A 20,409-nucleotide genomic window follows, 5' to 3' on the forward strand; every position below is an offset into this window, starting at 1 on the left:
CTGCCTCTCACAGCAGCCCGCGATGAATCTTACGCGCCGATCACGCCCTTGGCCTTGGCCACGACGTTCTCGACGGTGAAGCCGAAGTGCTTGAACAGCACCGGCGCCGGCGCCGATTCGCCGAAGGTGTCGATACCGACCACGGCGCCTTCCAGGCCCACGTACTTGTACCAGAAGTCGGTCACGCCGGCTTCGATCGCGACGCGCGGGATACCGCGCGGCAGGACTTGCGCCTTGTAGGCGGCGTCCTGGCGTTCGAACACGTCGGTCGACGGCATCGAGACGACACGTGCGGCAATGCCCTCGCCTGCCAACGCATCGGCAGCCTTGACCGCCAGCTCGACTTCCGAACCGGTGGCGATCAGCACGACCTTGACATCCGCGGCGTCGCGCAGCACGTAGCCGCCCTTCGCCACGTTGGCGACGGTGGCGCCGTCACGCTCCATGAACGGCAGGTTCTGGCGCGAGAAGATCAGGGTCGACGGGCCGTCCTTGCGCTGGACCGCCGCGCCCCATGCCACCGCCGACTCGACGGTATCGCAAGGACGCCAGTTGTCCAGGTTCGGGATCAGGCGCAGCGAGGAGACGTGCTCGATCGACTGGTGGGTCGGGCCGTCTTCGCCCAGGCCGATCGAGTCGTGGGTGAACACGAACAGCGAGCGGATCTTCATCAGGGCGGCCATGCGCAGGGCGTTGCGGCTGTAGTCCGAGAAGGTCAGGAAGGTTGCGCCGAAGGGGATGAAGCCGCCGTGCAGGGCGACGCCGTTCTGGATCGCGGCCATGCCGAATTCGCGCACGCCGTAGTTGATGTGGTTGCCCGGGATGCCCGAACGCACGGCGACCGATTCTTTCCAGTTGGTCAGGTTCGAGCCGGTCAGGTCGGCCGAGCCGCCCAGGAATTCCGGCAGCGCCGGGGCCAGGGCCTGGATCGCGTTCTGCGAGGCCTTGCGGGTGGCGATGGTTTCTTTCTTCTCGACACAGGAGGCGATGGCGGCGTCCAGCACCTGCTGGAAGTTGCCCGGCAGCTCGCTCTTCATGCGGCGCTCGAACTCGGCGGCCAGCTCGGGGTGGGCGCCGCGGTATTCGGCGAACTTGGCGTTCCATTCGGATTCCGCCTGTGCGCCGCGCGCTTTCGCGTCCCAGGCTTCGTAGACGTCGGCCGGGATGTCGAAGGGGATCGGATCCCACAGCAGGTGCTGGCGCACGGCCGCGATTTCCTTGTCGCCCAGCGGGGCGCCGTGGACTTTGTCTCCGCCTTCCAGGTTCGGGGCGCCCTTGCCGATGATGGTCTTGCACATGATCAGGGTCGGACGGTCCGACTGCTTGGCCTGCTCGATGGCGGCGGAGACGTCGGCAACGCTGTGGCCGTCGATCTGGCCGATGACGTTCCAGCCGTAGGCTTCGAAGCGCTTGCGGGTGTCGTCGGTGAACCAGCCTTCCACGCGGCCGTCGATCGAGATGCCGTTGTCGTCGTACAGCCAGATCAGCTTGTTCAGGCGCAGGGTGCCGGCCAGCGAGGCGGCCTCGTGCGAGATGCCTTCCATCAGGCAGCCGTCGCCCAGGAAGGCGTAGGTGTAGTGGTCGACCACTTCGTAGCCCGGGCGGTTGAATTCATAGCTCAGCAGCCATTCCGCCAGCGCCATGCCGACCGAGTTGGCGATACCCTGGCCCAGCGGGCCGGTGGTGGTTTCCACGCCCGGGGTGATGCCGACTTCCGGGTGGCCGGCGGTCTTCGAATGCAGCTGGCGGAAATCGCGCAGGTCGTCCATGGTCAGGTCGTAGCCGGCCAGGTGCAGCATCGCATAGTGCAGCATCGAGCCATGGCCGTTCGAGAGCAGGAAACGGTCGCGGTTGAACCAGCCCGGATTGGCCGGGTTGTGGCGATAGTGCTTGTCCCACAGCGCGACGCCGATCTCGGCCATGCCCATCGGCATGCCCGGGTGGCCGGAGTTGGCCTTCTGGACGGCGTCCATCGCCAGCGCGCGGATCGCGTTGGCCATCAGGGTGGTGGTTTGCGTAGATTTCATGGGATACGAAGGATCAAGGATGGGAAAGCGGTGGCGATACGTCTGGCCGTAGCCCATTATTTTACCAGAGCCGTCCGCCAGGAGCCGAAAGCGGCGCCCCCTCATTATAAGAACATTAACCCTGGCCTGCAGCCGTCCCGAGGGCAGCCGGGCGGCATGCGGGAAAAATGAAAATGGCCCCGCGCCGCCGGCGGCGGCGCGGGGCCGTGGAGACAAAGTCCTTAGAACTCGTACTGCGCCATGAAGCGGATGCTGCGGCCCGGCTGGAAGGCGCCCGGCTGCAGGTAGGTCGGGCTCGGCGTGCCGAGCGAAGCCTCGCCGGCCTCCTCGACCTGGGCCACGGCGCGCGCGTTCAGCACGTTCAGGACGTCGACCGTGAAGGTGCTGCCCTTGAACCACGCCGGCTGGTAGCTCGCCTGCAGGCCGAGCTCGCGGGTCCATGGCAGGCGGCCCAGGGTGCCGCGCGGGTTCAGCTTGCGGTTGCACCAGAACGAAGCGGACTTGTACTCGATCGAGACTTCATCGAGGTTGCCCGCGTAGTAGCCCAGGCAGTTCAGCGGACGGCCGCTCTGCAGGATCACGTTGGCGCCGATGCGCAGTTCCGGGGTCAGCTGGTAGGCGCCGAACAGCTTCAGGGTGTGGCGGCGGTCGTTCGGCAGGTAGCCGTAGGCGCCTTCCATCAGGCCCGGGTAGTCCCAGTCCTGGCTGATGCCGGCGTCATCCTGGCCGATGTCCGACTTGACGTAGCCTTCGGTATTGCCGCGCGACTTGGCCCAGACGTAGGAGCCCTGCAGGTTCCACTTGCCGTCCCAGGCGCGCTCGAAGGTGAATTCGACCGCGGTCCACTTGCGCACCGGCTTCTCGAAGCCGAGCGAGGCTGCCGGAATCTTGATGGCGGTCAGGCCCTTGCCGTCTTCCAGGTCGATGTTGGCGGTCAGGTCGCCGCCCGGGTTGTACAGGAAGCAGTGGTTGATGGCCTCGCCGATGATGGCCGCCTGTGACGCGTTGAAGCCGTTGGCCAGCGCCCAGCTCTGCGCGCCCGGGCCGTTGCACATGTCGTCCATCACCGACTGCAGCTTGCGGTGGGTGACCTTCGCCCCCACCGACCAGCGGTTGGCCAGCGCCTGCTGGAAGCCGACGATGAACTCGTCCTGGTACATCGGCTTGATGTTCGGATCCACCACCGAACGCGGATCGCCCGCCTCGCCGTTGGAGCTGACCACGCGGGTGCCGAGCTGCTCGCCGCGGCCCGGACGCTGGAAGGCGTCGGCGCCGTTGCTGCCGGTGTAGCGGTAGAACTCGGTGTAGTCGAGCTCGGCGCCCGAGAGGCGCACATTGGTGTTCGACATCACCGGGATGTAGTAGCGGCCCGCGTTCGCGAACAGCTTCATGCTCTGGTCGCCCTTGACGTCCCAGCTCAGGCCGAGGCGTGGCGCCCAGGTGTTCTTCACCTTGATGAAGGTCTTGTCTTCCGCGTTCAGGTTTTCGAAGGATTCGTTGCGCACGCCGACGTTCAGCATCAGGTTCTTGCTGACCTGCCAGTTGTCCTCGATGTAGTAGGCCGCGTTCTTGGTGGTGAAGGCGCCGCCGTTCTCGAAGTGGCGCGACTCGACGTAGTCGAAGGCGGCGCCGGTGTTGTTGGTGTAGCCGTTCGACAGGGTCGCGCCGGGAGCGGCCGTGCGGATCCATTCGCGCGCGCCGCCCGAGCTGATGCTGCCGCTGACGACCTTGTACTCGTCGTTGTCCAGGCCGAAGCGCAGGCCGTGGTCGCCCAGGTTCCATTCGGCGTCGATGCGGTAGGCCTTGCGTTCGTCCCTGGCGTCCGACAGGCTGGTCGAGGGCGCCGTGGCGCAGCCCAGCAGGCGGGTGGTCGCGGTGCGGTTGTCGGTGATGTAGGGGCAGGCCGCCGAGCCGATCACCTGGCCGTTGTTGTAGCGGCCCAGGCCGGCCAGGGCCGAGATGGTGAAGCTGTCGGTCAGCCAGGAAGTGTACTTGGCGATGTAGTTCTCGCCGCCGGTGGTGTATTCGTCCGGCAGCTTCTCGGTGGTCGGCGTGTCGCTGTACGGGCGCGCCAGGTTCCAGGTGCGGACCTTGTCCTTGCTCTTGTCGCTGAAGGCGGTGAACTCGAGCAGGTTCTTGTCGGTGATGTTCCAGTCCGCCTTCAGGAGGTAGCGCGGCGTGCTGGTCTTGTATTGCGTCTGGACGCTCGAACCGAAGGTGTTCTGCTCGATGTCGGCGCCCTGCACCAGGCCGAAGACGAACAGCTTGTCCTCGACGACCGGGCCACCGAGCCACAGGTTGGCCTGCAGGTCGTCCAGGCCGCCCGGGCGCTCGCTGGTGACCCAGTTGCCGCTGCTGGCGCCGCGCTCGGCGTACACTTCCTTGGCGCGCAAGTCGACCGGACTCCAGATCACGTTGGCGCCGCCCTTCCATTCATTGGTGCCGCGCTTGGTCGTCACCGACAGCACGCCGCCCAGCGAACGGCCGTATTCCGGGCCGTAGCCGCCGGTCTTGACCTGCTGCTGCGCGATCGCCTCGAACGGCACCTGGTTGAACGCCACGCCGTTGAGCATGTTGGTGACGTTGAAGCCGTTGATGTAATAGACGTTCTCGGCAGGCGACGCGCCGCCCAGCGACGGCACGTTGCCGGCACGCAGCGTGGTCGAACCGATGCGCGGGTCGCCGCGGGTCGCGCCGGGGGCCAGCAGGGCCACGGCGGTAACGTCGCGCGCCACCGGGATGCGGTCGATCGCGGCCTCGTTCAGGACCATGCTCGATTCGGGCGACTTGACATCGATGCGCTGCAGGCGGCCGGTCACGACGACGGTATTGGTGCCGGCGGCCTCGAAGTTGGCCGACACGCCCTCGCCGGCCGTGACCGACACCTGGCGCTCTTCGACCGCGCCGTCGGCGCGCTTGGCGCGCACCACATAGCTGCCGGGCGGCAGCATGGTCAGCTGGTAGTCGCCGTTCTGCCCGACGGTCAGGCTGCGCGTGAAACCGATCGATTTGTTCTCGATGGTGATCACGGTGCCGGCCGCGGCGCGGCCGACGATGTCGCCGGCCGAGTTGGAGGCGGCGTGGGCGCTGCCGCCCAGAGCGAGGCTGAGGCTGGATGCGGCGAATGCGATGGTGAGCGCATGGGCCAGCACTGTCTTTCTCAACATGGTGTGTCTTCCTATGGATGATGCGGCGACCGCGCAGCGGGCCGCAATTTGTCGTCTCGGGCGCAGGAGCGCCAATGCACTCAAGGATTTCGTCGCAAGACAAACACTTGAGCTTTTGGCATGACAACATTCACACAGGAGCTCGTCAATTATCTCCAAAGTCGCAGAAGATGACGCATACATATGCGAACTTGACGAAAGTTAGCGACATATTGAATAGCGATCGCGCTCGTTGGCCGCGTTCGGCCGCCTCGTTCCCGCACCGAGGGCATCCACCTGGCGCGCCATATTCCCCCAGCGGTGGGGGATATGCTCGTCTGGTTTTCGCAACGGGCGCGCAAATAAAAAACCCGGCGCCGAGGCGCCGGGTTGTGTCGACAGCGCGATCCGGTCAGAACTTGACCGATGCGCCGAAGGTGATGTAGCGGCCGATCGCGTCGTAGTACTGCGGGAAGGTGTTGCCGCTGTTGGTGCCGGTGCTGCCGATGGTGCCGCCGACGATCGGCGGTTTCTTGTCGGTCAGGTTGGTCACCGAGGCGGTCAGGCGCACGTTCTTCAGCACGTTCCAGCTCGCGCTCAGGTCCACGTAGTTATACGAGGGAATGCTCGAGAAGGCCGGCAGGAAGGTGGCGCCGCCCGGCTCTTCGACCAGCGCGCTGGTGTAGCGCCAGTTGTAGCCGACCGACCAGGCGCCCATGTTCCAGGTGGTGCGCTGGTTGAACTTGCGCTTGTAGTTGATGGTGCCGTTGATCTCCGTGCAGGCCACGCTGTAGTAGCCCAGGCAGTTGCGGTTGACCGCGTTCGGGGTTGCCTGGTATTCCCACTCGTTGACGAAGTTGGCGCCCAGGCCCAGGTCCAGGCTGCCGTAACGTGCATCCATGCCCAGCTGGCTGAAGTTCAGGCGATAGTTCACGTTCAGGTCCACGCCGGCGGTGCTGAAGCGGCCCAGGTTCGACTGCGGACGCGCCACGCCCTTCGAATCGACGCCGTTGAAGGTGCCGTTCAGCGGATTACGTCCGATCACGGCGCAAGCCTCGTTCATCACCAGGCCCGGGTTGAAGGCCGTGCTGTAGCAACGGTCGATCACGTCGGCGCTGGATGGACGCGACACGGCGTCCGTGATCACGATCTTGTAGTAGTCGACGGCGACGGCCAGGCGCGGCAGCGGCTCGAGCACGAAGCCGAAGGTACGGGTCTTGGCCGATTCCGGGCCCAGTTCGGTATTGCCGCCGACCAGGGTGTTGATCTGGCCCGAGGACGGCACGGGCAGGCTGCCGATCTCGCTCAGCGGCACGCCGGTCAGGCGGCACAGGTTCGACAGGGTACCCGCGGTGTTCGCCTGGGCCTTGTTGATCAGGGCGCCCTGGCAGGGGTCGGTCGCCAGGTTGGACAGGCTGGTGACGGCCGGCGCGAACAGCTCGTTCACGTTCGGTGCGCGGGTCGCTTTCTGTACCATGCCGCGCATGCGGAACATCTTGACCGGAGCCCATTCACCACCGAACTTCCAGCTGCCGTAGTCCTTTGACTTGCCGGCGGTCTCGAACGAGGTGGTGCGGTAGCCCAGTTCCATGTTCAGCGACTGGATGAACGGTTTGTTCTTCACCAGCGGGACGAACATCTCGTAGGCATACTCTTCCAGCAGGAAGCTGCCGCTGCGGTCAGGCGTCGGCGCGCCGGTGCCCAGCACTTCGCCCTGGATCTGGGAGGCGGAATCCGACTGGGTGCCAGCGGTCACCTTGCGGCGCTCGGCCATCAGCGACAGCGCGATCGGGTCATCGGCCCAGGGGCTCTTGAAGGTCTCGCCCAGGTTGCCGGAGATCGACGCCAGCAACACATCCTGCTCGACCTTCTGGCGCAGCACCGCGCTCTGGTTGATGAAGGCGGCCTGTTCCGGGGTGATCGAGCCGCCCGCACCGAACACGTTCAGCGGCACGCAGCCGTTGGCCGGGTTCACGCAGGCGGTGGTGGTCAGGGCGTTGAGCGCCTGGCCGACCTTGGACAGGGAACCCCAGTTCTGGCGGGTCTGGATCTGCTCGGCGGTGCCGCGGCTCCAGTAGGTGTCATAGGTCCAGTCGCCGGCCAGGTCGCCCTTCAGGCCGATGTTGTACTGCAGGGTCTTGTTGTCGAAGTTGTTGTAGCGCGGACCCAGCTCGGTGAAGCGGCGGTTGACCGTCATCGGCACCATGGTCGTGTTGCCGACCACGCAGGCTGCCGCCGGAATGCCGCGGCGTTCGCAGATCTGCTGGCGGGCCGCTGCCGGGATGTACGGGTTACCGATAGGCACATTGAAGGTGTTGGCGAAAGTACCGGTCTCGGCAAGGGCGGACGCCACCGAGCTGTCGGTGAAGAACAGCTCGGTATACACCTCGAAGTTATCGTTGATGCGGTAGTTGCCCAGCGCGGTGGCCTGGGTGCGCTCCAGTCCCGTCGCGTAGTAGTTCGGCGGGTTGGTGTTGTAGGCGACGGCCGGCTGCACCAGGGCGCCGGTGGCCGGGTTGATTTGCCAGTTGCCGGCCAGGGTGCTGGTGCCGCCAGGGCCGACGGGGACCGAGAAGCCGGAAGGCACGGTCGTTGCCGAGCCGGACGGCAGGCCGGAAACCGAGTTCAGGCTGGTGATGCCGTATTCGCGCTCGCCCTGGGTCAGCGGGTCGGTCTTGGTCTTGCCGATGCTCAGCACGACGTTGCCGCGGCCGTCATCCAGGTTCGCGCCCATCGTCAGGTCGACGCGGCGGCGCTTGGTGTCCTTTTCGTCGGCGGTCGCGCCATAGGTGCTGCTGATGTCGACGCCGGTAAAGTTCTTCTTCAGGGTGAAGTTGGCCACGCCGGCAACGGCGTCGGCGCCGTACACCACCGAAGCGCCACCCGTGACCAGGTCGACGCGGTTCAGCAGGGCCAGCGGAATCGAGTTGGTGTCGACGGTACCGTCGAGGCTGTATGGCACCAGGCGGCGGCCGTTGATGAGGACGAGGGAACGGTTCGAACCGAGGCCGCGCAGGTCGATGGTCGCCGCGCCACCGCTACCGTTGTTGGTGCCCTGGCCGATGGAGGGAGCGGCAGCCGGCAAATTCTTGAAGAATTCCTCAACCGCGATCGGCTGGTTCGCCTGGATTTCAGCGGCGGTAACGGACGAGATCGGGCTGTTCGAGGTAATGCCGGGCGAGGTAATGCGGGTGCCGGTCACTTCGACGACGGCGGTTTTTTCCTGGGCCAGGACCGGCTGGGCGGCGACTCCGAGACCAGCGACCAGCAGGGACATACGGACAGCGCGCGATAAGGCTTTTTCTTTAATCATTTTTGTAATCCGACGGTTGGAACATCACGAATGCGCCTGGCCCGGGTCACGGAATCCACTAGCCCATTCCCTCTCACGCACATCGCCTTTTGAGCAGAATCAAAGTGTATGCACGTGTAAATATAATAAATACAGTTCCGATTGCTTAGAGTCAATCCAAACAGCTGTGCTGTATCCAAAATGAAACACTTTCTATCAAGATTCTCGCTTGCGGTTGCCTCTCCCTCTGCTGGCTGAGCCGGGCGCCAGGCACTACAATAGCTTCCCCGAACACACGCCCCTGACGACATGCCCCGCTTCTACTGCCCTGCTTCCCTCGCTCCAGGCCACACCGTCGAGCTGCCGGCGCCGGTCGCCCACCACCTGCATGTACTGAGGATGGAAGCCGGCGACGCCCTGACGCTGTTCGACGGCCGTGGCGGCCAGTACGCCGCCATCTTGTCGGAGGTCGGCAAGAAGCGCGCGAGCGCGGCGGTCCAGGCCTTCGAGGACGTGGAAGCCGAGCTGCCCTACGCCGTCACCCTGGCCCAGGGCCTGCCGGAAGGAAGCAAGATGGACTGGATCATCGAGAAGGCAGTGGAACTGGGAGTGGCCGCCATCGCGCCGCTGGCGGCCCGCCGCAGCGTGGTGCGCCTGCAGGGCGATCGCGCGGAAAAGCGCCACGCCCACTGGCAGGGCGTGATCGAGGCGGCATCCGAACAGTGCGGGCGCAACCGCCTGGCGCAGCTGGCCCCGGTGGCCGACGTCGGGCGCTGGCTGGAGGCGCCGCAGGCCGCGGCCGGCCAGCGCATCCTGCTCAGCCCGAGGGCAAGCAGCTCGCTGGCGCAATGGGCACAGGAAGCGGGCCCGCAGGCGGTGACCCTGATGGTGGGTCCGGAGGGCGGTTTCACCCGGGAAGAAGAAGATGCGGCGGTCGCGGCCGGCGCCCGCATGCTCTCGATCGGACCGCGCGTGCTGCGCACCGAGACCGCCGCGCTGGCGGCGCTGGCACTGCTCGGCGGGATCTGGGGCGGCATGTAAGACCGGCGCGCCTGCAAACAGCAAAGCCCCGGCGGCGACTCTCCGCTCCGGGGCTTTTTTGCGTCCCTGCAGAGGACGCAAAAAAAAACCGGCCCCTTCCGGGGCCGGCTTCATGCACGGATGCTCGCTGGATTAGAACGAGTAGCGTGCGCCGACGTACAGGCGGCGTGGTTCGACGAAGGTGTTCGACTCGCCGAACTTGTACACGCCGTTGCCGTCGATGAGAGGCATCGCCGTCATGCCCGACTGCTTGTCGAGGATGTTGAAGACGTCGAGGAAGAACTCGACCTTCTGGCTGCCGGTCAGCTTGTAGGTGTACTTCAGGCGAACGTCCAGGGTGTAGTACGACGGACCGGTCTCTGCGCCGATGACGCCCGGCTTGATCCAGGTGTCCAGGATGCCGTTGTAGACGTAGGCCTCGTCCATATCCGGCAGATAACGGCTGGAGATGTTGTTCGCACGGGTGTACAGGCTGCCGCTGTTCCAGTTGTACACAGCGCTGGCCTCGATACCGTTGTTGAAGAAATAGGTACCGTATGCCTTGAACTGGTGCTTGATGTTGCCAGGCTGCGGGCCGTAGGCGTTCGGCGCACGCGGGTCCAGCGCCAGCCAGTCGCCCTGGTAGTCGGCGTTACTGTCCGAGTTCGAGTTGCCCTTGGCTTCGTTCCAGGTGTACGAGGCCGAACCCTGCCAGTTGTCGCGCTTGGCCTTGGTCAGGCTGATCTCCACGCCCTGGTAGTCGCGCTTGCCGCCTGCGAGGGTGGCCAGCACGTAGTTCGAATTCGGCTTCGACGAGTAACCGAAGTACGAGTACGGCAGGAACAGGAAGGTGCCGGGCGCGGCGCGGCCTTCGACATCCGGGGTGTTTTCCGGATCCGAATACAGGCCCAGATCGTAGTCTTCCAGGATGTCGCGGGTGCGGCGCTTGGTGTAGGCGATCGAGGCGGTGTAGTCACGGCCGATGTTGGTCGCGTAGCCGAGCATGAACTCGTCGGTGTACGGGGTCTTGGTCGACGGTGCGAACAGCGCATCCGGGGTCTTGGCGCCGCCGCGGGTACGGTAGGTCAGCCAGCGGTCGCCCAGGTGGATGTCCTCTTCCAGCACCGGGCCGCTCAGGTTACCCGCGAAGTCCGACATATTGGTGCGGATCGGGTCGTAGTAACGGCCCAGGAAGCCCCAGATCTTGCTGCGGCCGTCGCCGCTCGGGTCGTACACGACGTTCAGGCGCGGCGCGATCTTCCACTTGAACTTGGCAGATTCCTTGCCGGTCGAATCCTCGTGCTTCCATTCCTCGGTACGGATACCGGCGCCGATGGTCAGGCGATCCTTGGTCCAGGTGTCCTGCAGGTAGAAGGACTTGCCGGTCGCCGTCACGCTGTACGGTGCGGCCTGCGCCTGGCGGATGCGGTACTGGTTGACCTGGCCGCCCGGATTGCCGGCGGTGCTGGTGAAACGGTAGGCGCGCAGTTCGGCGTCCGACACGGCGCCGTCGCGGTCGGTGTCGAGCAGGCCGACGAAATAGGCCTTGTCCGCGCTGCCATTGATGGCGCTGATCACGCGCGGCAGGTCGACGGCCGACATGTCCTTGGCGCCGGTCCAGCCCGAGCCGAAGTACTGGGCCATGGTCACGCCCGCGTTGGCGGCCGCGATCGAGGTGTACTGCGCGCGCTCGGTGCCACTATAGATCGAGTTGCGGAAGTACTCGTTCTCCGACATCGTCAGGCCGGTCTTGATGGTGTGGGTACCGGCGTTCGCGGTCTCCAGGAAGTACTCGGCGTTGATGCCGATTTCGTCGCGGTTACGCTCCGAGATCGAGTCCGAACCGGCGCCACCCAGGTTGCGCTGCTCCAGCGTCGCGCCCGGATTGTTCAGGAAGGCGACGTCGTTCAGCGGGGTCTGGTTGGCGGCGAAGCTCGAGACCTCGCCTTCGTGGCGGAACGCGTAGGCGGTCACGCGCAGGTTTTCCATGTCGCGCGAGTATTCGAGCCGGTAGTTGTTGCCGCCCTGCTCCTGGCGGACGTCGCGGTTGTTCAGCGTGGTCGCGGTGGTGGTACCGGTGGTGCGGACCGGGTCATTGAAGAAGGACGCCACCAGTCGGTCGTTCTCGGTAGCCTGCCAGGTCAGCTTCAGGAAGCCCAGCTTGTCGTCGCGCTTGACGGTACGCATGAATTCGCCGGAGCCGGCGTTGACCACGTCGGTCTCGCGGCCTTTCTTCTGGAACGAGCCGAAGAACCACAGCTTGTCCTTGATGATCGGGCCGCCCAGGGTGACCGCCGCGTCGTAGGTCGAGAAGCCGGACGAGGTATTGTGCTTGTTGTCGGCGACCAGGTTGTCATTCTGGAAGTAGTAGTTGATCGAGCCGTGGTATTCGTTACCACCCGACTTGGTGATCACTTTCGACACCAGGCCCGAGCCGCCCGCGTATTCGGCCGGGATGCCGCCCGTCAGGATCTGCTGTTCCTGGATGATCTCGGAGTTGATGTTCGAGCCGAAGGTGCCGGTGGTCGGGTCGGTGACGTCGACGCCGTCCAGGATGTAGACGTTGTCGGACGAGGAGCCGGTCGCGCCGCCGATGTCCGAGTAGTTCACGCCGGACTTCGAGGACGGGTTGCCGCCCGAGGAAGGCTTCACGCCCGGGACCAGCTGCAGGTAGCTCTGGTAGCTACGGGCGGTCGGCAGGGATTCCACGACGCCCAGGTTCAGGATGGTGCCGACGACGGCCGAGGTGGTGTCCACCTGCGCCAGGCGCGAGCCGGTCACGACGACCTGTTGCGCGGTGGCGGTCGATGCGTCGCCGCCGATCGCGTAGGTCAGGGACGGGTTCTGGTTCGAGACGACCGCGACGCCAGTGGCGGCGAAGTTCGAGTAGCCGGGTGCAACGACTTCGACCTTGTAGTCGGTTGCCGGGTCCAGGCCTGCGATACGGACGGTGCCGTCCGCTTCAGTGACGCCGGTCTTGGTGACCAGGCTGCTCGGCGAGCTCACACGCACGGTTGCACCGGCGACGGGCTTGCCGCCATTGCCGGTGATGTTGATACGCAGACCGCCCGTATCGGCTGCCAGCGCAGCGCCCATGAAGCACATGCCGATCGCAACCGAGATTGCGGAACGACGGATCACTGCCACTTTCGACTTCTGTTTCACTGTATGCAACATATGTGATTCCCTAAATGTTGTTGTTACGGGAGCACCTTCGACCTACAGGCTCAAAGTTTTCCCAGCGCCGGTACTGTTGTGCGTACCTTGTGCCGGAGTGCCACGGCTCTTGACCCCGCCAAGTTTGTCTCCCAACCGGGCAAGAAAGGAACAAATCATTCCTTGTTCCGATGGGTTGTTCCCAGCGGAACTTTTACATAGAACCATACGCAAAGTTGCGGCGTCAACAATAAGTATGTCATTTTGCATACTTACAACACTTTCCAATTTGCTATGCGTCGAGAGCATAAAAGTATTATTTTGGTGCAACGCACCAATATTTTCGCCGCCAAAAGCGACAAATCACGGTGTTTTCATTGGGATTTACGGTATGCACCATTTTTGCGCAGCAGTTACAAAATGGTGCTAAATGTGTCGCGGTGCAGCGCAGCAATACGTGTTTCAGACCGACCTCCCCTTCAATGGGGAAGGCGCTTGTGCTATGCAAAAAGAAATATGCTCGACAAGCGCGTTCTGGAGCACATTTAGCCTTTTCGTGTATTGACGCGCTGAACGACGTATCCGTGTCTGATGAGATGGTTTTTGGGGCGGGTCCGCTTTGCGCCACGCTACAAGAACACGCGGGCGCAAATGAAAAAAGCCGCGCCCTGCGAATGCAGGACGCGGCCTCAGGTACGGTTCAGACCAGCTGGAAGCTTGCTTCCAGGCCGGTCAGCCGAGCAGGCTTAGAACTCGTATTGCGCCATCAGGCGGACACTGCGGCCCAACTGGAAGGACAGCGGCTGCAGGTAGTTCGGGCTCGGGGTGCCGCGTGCGGATTCACCCGCTTCTTGCACCGAGGTGATACCACGCTCGTTGAAGACGTTCAGGACGTCGAGCGAGAACGTGGTGCCCTTCAGCCACTTCGGCTGGTAGTTCGCCTGCAGGCTCAGCTCGCGGGTCCACTCGAGGCGGCCGACGGTGCCGCGTGCGTTCAGCGTGCGGTTGCAGTAGAACGACGACGAACCGTACAGGATCGACACGGTGTCCAGGTTACCCGAGTAGTAGCCCAGGCAGTTCAGCGGACGGCCGCTCTGGATGATTGCATTCGCACCCAGGCGCAGCTCCGGGGTCACCTGGTAGGCGCCGAAGATCTTGAAGGTGTGGCGACGGTCGTTCGGCAGGTCGCCGTACGAACCTTCCATCAGGCCCGGGTAATCCCAGTCCTGGCTGATGCCGGCGTCGTCCTGGCCGATGTCCGACTTGACATAGCCTTCGGTGTTACCGCGCGACTTGGCCCAGACATACGAGCCCTGCAGGTTCCAGACACCGTCCCATGCACGCTCGAAGGTCAGCTCGATGGCGGTGTACTTGCGCTCAGGCTTCGGGAAGCCCAGCGAAGCTGCCGGAATGACGACTTCGCTCAGACCCTTGCCGTCGCCCAGGTCGATGTTCGCGGTCAGGTCGCCGCCCGGGTTGTACAGGAAGCAGTGGTTGATCGACTCGCCGATGATGGCGGCCTGGTCGGCGTCGTAGCCATTGCTCAGCGCCCAGGCTTCGGCGCCCGGACCGTTACACATGTCGTCCATCACCTTCTTCAGCTTGCGGTAGGTGAACTTCGCACCGACGGTCCAGCGGTTGGCCAGCGCCTGCTGCGCGCCGATGATGAATTCGTCCTGGTACATCGGCTTGATGTTGGGATCGACCACCGAGCGCGGATCGCCCGCAGTGCCGTCGCCGCTGACGGTGCGTTCGCCCAGCTGGGCACCGCGGCCCGGAAGCTGGAAGGCGTCGTTGCTGTTGGTGCCGGTGTAGACGAAGTAGTCGGTGTAGTCGAGCTCAGCGCCGGCCAGGCGGACGTTGGTGTTCGACATCACCGGGATGTAGTAGCGGCCCAGGTTGGCGAAGACCTTCATGCTCTGGTCGCCCTTGACGTCCCAGCTCACGCCGAAGCGCGGTGCGATGGTGTTGTCGACCTTGATGAAGGTCTTGTCGTCCGCGTTCAGGTTCTCGAACGATTCGCTACGCACGCCCAGGTTCAGCATGACGTTCTTGGTAACCTGCCAGTTGTCCTCGAGGTAATAGGCCGAGTTCTTGGTGGTGAAGGCGCCACCGTTCTCGAAGTGGCGCACTTGCAGGAAGTCGATCGGTGCGCCGGTGTTGTTCACGTAGCCGCTCGGCAGGTCGGAGCCTGGCGCGAGGGTCTTGATCAGGATGGTTTCGCCACCCGGATTCTTCGTGCCGTCCACGACTTTGTATTCCTCGTTGTCCAGGCCGAAGCGCAGGCCGTGGTCGCCGAGGTTCCATTCGGCGTCGAGACGGAAGGCCTTGCGCTCGTCGTTGGCGCCCGGATCGGTGATGCTGCTGGTGGTGGCGCAGCCCAGACGCGTCTGTGCCGAGGTGCGGTCGTCACGGATGTAGTTACATGCCGCCGAACCGACGTTCGAGCCGCGGTTGTACTTGCCCAGGCCGGCCAGTGCCGAAACCGTGAAGTCATCGGTCAGCCACGAGGTGTACTTGGCGATGTAGTTCTGGCCGCCGGTGGTGTATTCGTCCGGCAGGCGCTCGGCGCCACGCGGGGTCTGGTACGGAACCGTCGAACCCCAGGTGCGGACCTTGTCCTTGCTCTCGTCGTCGAAGGCGGTCAATTCAAGGGTGTTGGAATCATTGATATTCCAGTCAGCCTTGACCAGGAAGCGCGGCGAAGTGCTCTTCGTGACGGTCTGGGTGCTGACGCCATAGGACTTCGCCTCAATATCCGCGCCCTGGACCAGACCGAAGATGAACAGCTTGTCCTTGACCAGCGGACCGCCAGCCCACACGTTGGCCTTCAGGTCGTCAGTGCCGCCCGGACGCTCGGCAACCAGCCACTTGCCGGTAGTCTTGCCGGCTTCGGTGTAGATCGACTTGCCGCGCAGGCTTTCCGGTTCCCAGATGACGTTGGCGCCGCCCTTCCATTCATTGGTGCCGCGCTTGGTGGTGATCGACAGCACGCCGCCCAGCGAACGACCGTATTCCGGACCGTAGCCGCCGGTCTTGACCTGCTGCTGCGCGATGCCTTCGAACGGGACTTGGTTGAACGCCACGCCGTTGAGCATGTTGGTGACGTTGAAGCCATTGATGTAGTAGACGTTTTCCGCCGGCGATGCACCGCCCAGCGACGGCACGTTGCCGGCGCGCAGGGTGGTCTGGCCGATACGCGAGTCGCCGCGGGTCGCGCCCGGGGCCAGCAGGGCCACGGCGGTCACGTCGCGCGCCACCGGGATGCGGTCGATCGCGGCTTCGTTCAGGACCATGCTCGATTCCGGCGACTTGACGTCGATGCGCTGCAGGCGGCCGGTCACGACCACGGTGTTGGTCTGGGCTTCGAAGTTGGCCGAAGTGCCTTCGCCCGCATTCACCGCCACTTGGCGCTCTTCGGTCGAACCGTCCGGACGCTTGGCGCGCACAGTGTAGGTGCCCGGCGGCAGCATGGTCAGCTGGTAGTCGCCGTTCTTGTTGACGGTCAGCGTGCGGGTGAGGCCGATCGATTTGTTCTCGATCGTGATCACGGTACCTGCAGCGGCGCGGCCGACGATGTCACCGGCCGAGTTCGAGGCAGCGTGGGCGTCGCCGGATACGAGGACGCTACCTGCCGAAACTGCGAATGCAATGGTCAGCGCATGCGCCAACACAGTCTTTCTAAACAACATAGTGTGATCCCTGAAATGACAAGCTGTACTGCAAGCCTGCGGTTGGTTGTTATACAAATCACTTCACGAGGCTGATCGCTGCTCCACTGATCCCGCCACGCTTTGCTGCACTTTTTAGAGCAGAGTCGACATAAAACATGTCCGTGAATAAATTGTCAAACTTAGTTGCTCGTAAAGACACAGAGATACAACATACTGATTTGATTGTATTTTTTTGTAACAACGTTGCACTGCAACATGAAAAACACGCGAAAAAGAGAAAATCCCTACTACTAAAGTTTCTTTTGTGTAAATATAGTCGTTTTGCATCGCAGCAATTCTTGTTGCCGGGTCGAGACTGTCCGCAGAACGTCTCACTTGGGTACAATAGGCGTTTGGCCGGGCCCGCCCGGCCGTTTCCTTTTCTGTTGCATCACCAGCAACCACGACTCCAAGAAGACCATGCTTCGAATCAGCGAACTGAAACTCCCCCTCAACCATCCTGAACCCGCCCTGCGCGACGCCATCCTTGCCCGCCTCGGCATTGCGAGCGACGAGCTGCTCGATTTCACCGTGTTCAAGCGCAGCTACGACGCGCGCAAGAAGTCGGCCATCGTCCTGATCTATGCGATCGACGTCGAGGTGCGCAACGAAGCGGCCGTGCTGGCGCGACTGAAGCAGGATGCGGCGGTCTTCCCTTCGCCCGACACCAGCTACAAATTCGCCACCACCGCCAAACCGGCGCCCGGCACGCCGCGCCCGATCGTGGTCGGCATGGGCCCCTGTGGCATGTTCGTGGCCCTGATCCTGGCCCAGATGGGCCTGAATCCCCTGGTGCTCGAGCGCGGCAAGATCGTGCGCGAGCGCACGGTCGACACCTTCGGCTTCTGGCGCAAGCGCAAGCTCAATACCGAGTCGAACGTACAGTTCGGCGAGGGCGGCGCCGGCACCTTCTCGGACGGCAAGCTGTACAGCCAGATCAAGGACCCGAAACACTACGGCCGCAAGGTGCTGACCGAGTTCGTGAAGGCCGGCGCGCCGGAAGAGATCCTCTACGTCAGCAAGCCGCACATCGGCACCTTCCGCCTGGTCAAGATGGTCGAGCAGATCCGCGCCGAGATCATTGCCCTGGGCGGCGAGATCCGTTTCGAGACGCGCGTGGACGACATCTACGTGAGCGAGGAGAACGGCGTGCGCCAGGTCCAGGGCGTGCGCCTGTCGAACGGCGAAGAGATCGCGACCCGCCACCTGGTGATGGCGATCGGCCACAGCGCGCGCGACACGTTCGAGCTGCTCTACGAGCGCGGCGTGTATATCGAAGCCAAGCCCTTCTCGATCGGCTTCCGCGTCGAGCACCCGCAGTCGCTGATCGACGTGTGCCGCTTCGGCCCGAATGCCGGCAACAAGCTGCTGGGCGCGGCCGACTACAAGATCGTGCACCACGCCTCGAACGGCCGCTCGGTGTACAGCTTCTGCATGTGCCCGGGCGGCACCGTGGTCGCCGCCTCGAGCGAGGAAGGGCGCGTGGTCACCAACGGCATGAGCCAGTACTCGCGCGCCGAGCGCAACGCCAACAGCGCCATCGTGGTCGGCATCACGCCCGAGGACTACCCGGGCCACCCGCTGGCCGGCATCGCCTTCCAGCGCGAGCTGGAGTCGCGCGCCTACGTGCTGGGCGGTTCCAACTACGACGCGCCGGGCCAGCTGATGGGCGACTTCGTGAAGGGCGTGGCATCAAGGGAATTCGGTTCGGTGGTCCCCTCCTTCAAGCCGGCGGTGCACCTGACCGACCTCGCGCCGTCCCTGCCGGACTACGCGATTGTCGCGCTGCGCGAAGCCTTCGTCGCCTTCGACAAGCAGATCAAGGGCTACTACAAGCACGACGCGGTGCTGACCGGCGTCGAGACCCGCACCTCTTCGCCAATCCGCATCAAGCGCAACGACGACGACCTGCAAAGCCTGAACACGCGCGGCCTGTTCCCTGCCGGCGAAGGCGCGGGCTACGCCGGCGGCATCATGTCGGCGGCGGTGGACGGCATCCGCGTGGCGGAAGCCGTGGCCCTGTCGCTCGTTGCGTGACGATCGCGTGAAGACCGCGGTCGCGACGCCCGGCGCCTTCGGTCCGGGGCTGGCCATCCTGGCCTCGATGGTGTCGGTGAACGCCGGCGCCGCCTGGGCCAAGCACCTGTTCCCCCTGGTCGGCGCCCAGGGCGTGACCGCCGTGCGCGTCGGCCTGGCGGCCGCCATCATGCTCGCCATCGTGCGCCCCTGGCGCCAGCTGCCCGCGCGCCGCGACGCCCTCAACCTGCTGGTCTATGGCCTGATGCTGGGCTGCATGAACCTCCTCATCTACGCTGCCTTCGCCCGCATCCCGATCGGGGTCGCGGTGGCCATCGAAGTGGTCGGTCCCCTCGGCGTGGTAGTGCTGTCCTCGCGCCGCGCGCGCGACTTCGGCTGGGTGCTGCTGGCGGCCCTCGGCCTGTGGCTGCTGGCGCCCGTGCACGAAGGCGTTCCGCCCCTCGATCCGCTCGGCGTGGCCTATGCACTGGGAGCGGCCTTCTGCTGGGCGATGTACATCGTGTTCGGCAAGCGTGTCTCCGGGCTGAACGGCGGCCAGGCGGTCGCCTGGGGCATGCTGGCGGCGGCGCTGTTCACGGTGCCGGTCGGCGTGGCGCATGCGGGCGGCGCCCTGCTCGAGTCCTCCGTGCTGCTGGGCGGTCTCGCAGTGGCGGTGCTGTCTTCCGCCCTGCCCTACACGCTCGAGATGGCGGCGCTGGCGCGCCTGCCGCAGCGCGTGTTCGGCATCCTGGTCAGCGCCGGACCCGCTTTCGCGGCGCTGGCGGGCTTCGTGGTGCTGGGCGAGATGCTGACCTTCATGCAGTGGCTGGCGATCGCGCTGGTGATCGTCGCCTGCGGCGGCGCGGCGGCCACGGCAAAGTAGGGTGGACGGCTACGCCGTCCGCGCGTTCAAACTTCGATTGAATAGCCCGCTCGCGTCTGTCCAACGGTTAGTCGAACGCGCGGACGTTCGTAATTTCGGCCATTGCCCGAAATTACCCCGTCCACCCTACGAAAACCAAGCCGCAATATCAAAGCCAGCCGGCCTTCTTGAAACGCCGATACAGGTAGAAGCACACGCCGCCCATGATCGCCAGCGCGAGCGGATAGCCGTACTTCCATTTCAGCTCCGGCATGAACTCGAAGTTCATGCCCCAGATGCCGGCGAAGGCCGTGAAGACGGCGAAGATCGCCGCATACGAGGCGAGCTTCTTGCTGATGTCGTTCTCTTCGATCGCCACCATCGACAGGGTCACCTGGATCGCGGTATTGATGGTGTCGCGCACCGCGTCCAGGCGTCCCAGGATGCGCAGCAGGTGGTCGTGCACGTCGCGGAAGTAATCCTGGGTCTCGACCACGACACCCGGCACGCGCCCGCCATGCAGGCGGCCGATGGCGTCGAGCAGGGGGATCACCGCATGGCGCAGCACCTGGGACTTGCGCTTCAGGGCATACAGGCGCTCGATGTTGGCGCGTTGTTCGCCGACCTGGCCGAAGATGTGGTCCTCGATCGATTCGAGCTCGGATTCGAGCGCATCGACCACCGGGAAGTAGCGGTCCACCACCGCGTCTACCAGGGCGTAGAGCACGAAGCCCGAGCCTTTCCTCAGCTGGTGCGGCTCGCGCTCGGCGCGCGCGCGCACGCCCAGGAAGCCCTGGTTGGCGTCGCGCCGCACCGAGAGCACGTAGTTGGGGCCGGCGAAGATGGCCAGCTCGCCGGCATTGAGTTCGTCGCCATTCAGTTCGACGATGTGGACGATGACGAAGACGCAGTCGCCATATTCCTCCATCTTGGGCCGCTGGTGGCCGCGCGCGGCATCTTCGACGGCCAGTTCGTGCAGGTTGAATTCTTCCTGCATGACGGCGATTTCCTCCTTGCCTGGATCGCGCAGGGCGACCCAGACGAAGGTGTCGGGCAGCTTCAGGTACTCGCTGATGTCGGCGACGGGTATGTCGGACAGCTTCTTGCCTTCCTGGTAGGCGACACAGTTAATCAGCATGGGTGTGTAAGGGGCGTGACAAGCAAGTAACAAGCAAAT

At 64.3% G+C, this 20,409-nt stretch carries 9 protein-coding genes; 3 read left to right on the forward strand and 6 right to left on the reverse strand.

What is annotated here, in order from left to right; translation table 11 throughout:
* Positions 1-29: 29 nt before the first annotated feature.
* The 3 genes from tkt to NX780_RS12060 all read right to left on the reverse strand — a co-directional run bounded on the left by tkt (position 30) and on the right by NX780_RS12060 (position 8,450).
* Complete coding sequence (gene tkt / locus NX780_RS12050) at positions 30-2,027, reverse strand: transketolase (RefSeq protein WP_258828104.1); 1,998 nt, start codon at positions 2,025-2,027, stop codon at positions 30-32.
* Positions 2,028-2,248: 221 nt separating this feature from the next.
* Positions 2,249-5,194, reverse strand: coding sequence for a TonB-dependent receptor (locus NX780_RS12055; protein ID WP_258828105.1), 2,946 nt, complete (start codon positions 5,192-5,194; stop codon positions 2,249-2,251).
* A 391-nt stretch (positions 5,195-5,585) separates the two neighbouring features.
* On the reverse strand, positions 5,586-8,450 hold the full coding sequence (locus NX780_RS12060; protein WP_258828106.1) for a TonB-dependent receptor domain-containing protein: 2,865 nt from the start codon (positions 8,448-8,450) through the stop codon (positions 5,586-5,588).
* 324 nt (positions 8,451-8,774) lie between these two features.
* Here NX780_RS12060 and NX780_RS12065 point away from each other — a divergent pair, with 324 nt between their 5' ends.
* Positions 8,775-9,506, forward strand: coding sequence for a 16S rRNA (uracil(1498)-N(3))-methyltransferase (locus NX780_RS12065; protein ID WP_258828107.1), 732 nt, complete (start codon positions 8,775-8,777; stop codon positions 9,504-9,506).
* Between the two features lie 132 nt (positions 9,507-9,638).
* Here the strand turns inward: NX780_RS12065 and NX780_RS12070 are convergent, their stop codons facing one another.
* Complete coding sequence (locus NX780_RS12070; RefSeq protein ID WP_258828108.1) at positions 9,639-12,626, reverse strand: TonB-dependent receptor; 2,988 nt, start codon at positions 12,624-12,626, stop codon at positions 9,639-9,641.
* Positions 12,627-13,387: 761 nt separating this feature from the next.
* Positions 13,388-16,312, reverse strand: coding sequence for a TonB-dependent receptor (locus tag NX780_RS12075; protein WP_258828109.1), 2,925 nt, complete (start codon positions 16,310-16,312; stop codon positions 13,388-13,390).
* 462 nt (positions 16,313-16,774) lie between these two features.
* Between NX780_RS12075 and NX780_RS12080 the strand changes: the two genes are divergently transcribed.
* The gene (locus tag NX780_RS12080) at positions 16,775-18,391 is read left to right on the forward strand and encodes an NAD(P)/FAD-dependent oxidoreductase (RefSeq protein ID WP_258828110.1); all 1,617 of its coding nucleotides are present in this window, start codon (positions 16,775-16,777) and stop codon (positions 18,389-18,391) included.
* 67 nt (positions 18,392-18,458) lie between these two features.
* Positions 18,459-19,253 carry an EamA family transporter gene (locus NX780_RS12085; protein WP_258828225.1) on the forward strand — a complete coding sequence of 265 codons (795 nt, stop codon included), beginning with the start codon at positions 18,459-18,461 and terminating at the stop codon, positions 19,251-19,253.
* 148 nt (positions 19,254-19,401) lie between these two features.
* Here the strand turns inward: NX780_RS12085 and corA are convergent, their stop codons facing one another.
* Complete coding sequence (gene corA / locus NX780_RS12090; protein ID WP_258828111.1) at positions 19,402-20,370, reverse strand: magnesium/cobalt transporter CorA; 969 nt, start codon at positions 20,368-20,370, stop codon at positions 19,402-19,404.
* Between the last annotated feature and the right edge of the window lie 39 nt (positions 20,371-20,409).

Source organism: Massilia agri, assembly GCF_024753255.1.
In the GTDB taxonomy this organism is placed as follows: Bacteria; Pseudomonadota; Gammaproteobacteria; order Burkholderiales; family Burkholderiaceae_D; genus Telluria; species Telluria agri.